The following is a 1328-nucleotide window of genomic DNA, read 5'->3' as shown; positions in this document are numbered from 1 at the left end:
CTGTACGACACCAGTGCCCGGCAGATCCGTGACTTCACCCCGCTCACGCCGGGCTGTGTCTCGATCTACCTCTGTGGCGCCACCGTGCAGGCCGCGCCGCACATCGGCCACATCCGCTCCGGCCTGAACTTCGACATCATGCGCCGCTGGTTCACGTACCGCGGCTATGAGGTGACGTTCGTCCGGAACGTCACGGACATCGACGACAAGATCATCGCCAAGTCGGCCGAGCAGAACCGCCCCTGGTGGTCCATCGGCTACGACAACGAGCGCGCCTTCACCGACGGCTACACCGCGCTCGGCTGCCTGCCGCCGACGTACGAGCCCCGCGCCACCGGCCATGTCACCGAGATGGTCGAGATGATGCGCGGGCTGATCGAGCGCGGGCACGCCTACGAGTCGGACGGCAGCGTCTACTTCGACGTCCGCTCGTGGCCCTCCTACCTGGAGCTGTCCCGGCAGGACCTCGACGAGATGCGGCAGCCCGCCGAGGAGGGCATCAGCGGCAAGCGGGACCCGCGCGACTTCGCGATGTGGAAGGCCGCCAAGCCCGGCGAGCCCGACTGGGAGACGCCGTGGGGACGGGGCCGCCCGGGCTGGCACCTGGAGTGCTCGGCGATGGCGCACAAGTACCTCGGCTCCGCCTTCGACATCCACGGCGGCGGCCTGGACCTGATCTTCCCGCACCACGAGAACGAGATCGCCCAGGCCAAGGCCTACGGCGACGAGTTCGCCCGGTACTGGGTGCACAATGCCTGGGTCACCATGAGCGGCGAGAAGATGTCCAAGTCGCTCGGCAACTCGGTGCTCGTGTCCGAGATGGTCAAGCAGTGGCGCCCCATCGTGCTGCGCTACTACCTGGGCACCCCGCACTACCGCTCCACCATCGAGTACAGCGAGGAGGCCCTGCGCGAGGCCGAGTCGGCGTTCGCGCGGATCGAGGGCTTCGTGCAGCGCGTGGTGGAGAAGGCGGGCGTCGTCGAGCCGTCCGCCGAGGTGCCGCTCGCCTTCGCCGAGGCGATGGACGACGACCTGGGCGTCCCGCAGGCCCTCGCGGTCGTGCACACCACCGTCCGGCAGGGCAACAGCGCGCTGGCCGCCGATGACAAGGAAGCCGCCGTGGCGCGCCTCGCCGAGGTGCGGGCCATGCTCGGCGTCCTCGGCCTGGACCCGCTCGATGAGCGCTGGGCCGGCGAGACCGACCGCGGCGACGACCTGCACGGCGTGGTCGACACCCTGGTCCGCATGGTCCTCGACCAGCGCGAGGCGGCCCGCTCCCGCAAGGACTGGGCCACCGCGGACGCCATCCGCGACCAGCTCAACCAGTC

Annotated in this window: 1 protein-coding gene; it reads left to right on the top strand. The window is 70.0% G+C overall.

Annotated features, from left to right (window positions below):
• Positions 1 to 1328 (top strand): cysteine--tRNA ligase (gene cysS / locus ADL12_RS21795; RefSeq protein ID WP_062704356.1); only part of this gene is annotated, 1328 nt, incomplete at both ends.

The organism is Streptomyces regalis (genome assembly GCF_001509475.1).
GTDB classification, from domain to species: domain Bacteria; phylum Actinomycetota; class Actinomycetes; order Streptomycetales; family Streptomycetaceae; genus Streptomyces; species Streptomyces regalis.
This window is presented reverse-complemented; position numbering and strand designations above follow the sequence as displayed.